The 1,298-nt window shown below is 67.6% G+C and carries 1 protein-coding gene; it reads right to left on the bottom strand.

Going from position 1 to position 1,298, the window contains the following annotated elements:
• Positions 1-1,298, bottom strand: a 1,298-nt coding sequence (locus GOOTI_RS14870; RefSeq protein WP_039994168.1) for a fatty acid synthase subunit beta domain-containing protein, incomplete at both ends; no start/stop codon positions are given.

Genomic DNA, 1,298 nt, shown 5'->3' on the forward strand with positions numbered 1-1,298 from the left:
CGCCATCGCGGCGGTTCCGATCAGGATGCCGTCGAGGGGCATCGACGGGTATCCGTGCCGCGTCGCCCACGTGCCGGTCAGATACTCGCTGGCGCGCTCCGGCGTGCCGATTCCGCCACCGACGCAGATGACGACGTTGTCACGGACGCGAAGCTCCGCGTAGGTCGAGAGCAGCAGGTCGTCGAGGTCTTCCCACGAATGGTGACCACCCGCGCGCCCACCTTCGATCTGCACGATGACCGGATGCTGCGGGACCTCGGCAGCGATGCGGATCACCGACCGGATCTGCTCGACGGTGCCCGGCTTGAAGGCCACGAAACGCAGTCCCGCGTCGACGAACTCGTCGACCATGGCCACAGCGTCCTCGAGTTCGGGGATACCCGCCGAAACGATCACACCATCGATCGGAGCTCCCTGCGCGCGTGCCTTCTGCACCAGACGCTTGCCGCCGAGCTGCAGTTTCCACAGGTACGGATCGAGGAACAGTGCGTTGAACTGCGCTTCACGGCCCGGCTCGAGCAGGTCGCTCAGCGTGGCCACGTTGCGCGCGAAGATCTCCTCGGTGACCTGGCCACCACCGGCGAGTTCTGCCCAGTGCCCCGCATTCGCGGCAGCAGCGACGATCGCAGGGTCGACGGTGGTCGGAGTCATGCCCGCCAGAAGCATCGGAGAGCGTCCGGTGAGACGGGTGAACGCCGTCTGCACGACGCGACGTCCGTCGGGAAGAACAGCCAGCGTCGGGGCGAAGTCGGACCAGCGGCGCGCGACCTCGGGAATCCCACCGGGGCTGAAGAGATTTCGCTGTCCGCCGCGCAACGCGGTCGAGACCAGGCCGACACCCTGCCCGCGCACGAGCGGCGCGGTCAGTCGGGTTGCGAGATCACTCGGGCCGAAATCGAGGATCCACGCGGCACCCTCGGCGATCACGCCGTCGATGGCGGCAACCCAGTCGACGGGCGCGACGAGTATCGACTCGGCGTGCCGCGCTGCGAGTTCGGCGTCGATGCCACACTCCTGCGCCCACTCGCGCACCTGGGCCACCGCGTCGGCCATACCCGGGTGATGGAACGCGATGCTGACCGACAGTTCGTCGAGGATCGGCGCGAACGGGGCGCCGCCGGTGACCTTGCGCTTGCGCTCGTCGGCCTCAGCTGCCGCAATGCGTTCGCATTCCGCGGCGAATGCCGCGAGATGTCTTGGTGCTCCGGACAATACGACAGAACGTCGGTTGTTGCGGATCGCGATGACGGGCGCAGTGGCCAACTCGGCCTCGGGTAGTTGCTCGCGGTAGGCCTTCA

The sequence above is a fragment of the Gordonia otitidis NBRC 100426 genome (assembly GCF_000248075.1).
Taxonomy (GTDB): domain Bacteria; phylum Actinomycetota; class Actinomycetes; order Mycobacteriales; family Mycobacteriaceae; genus Gordonia; species Gordonia otitidis.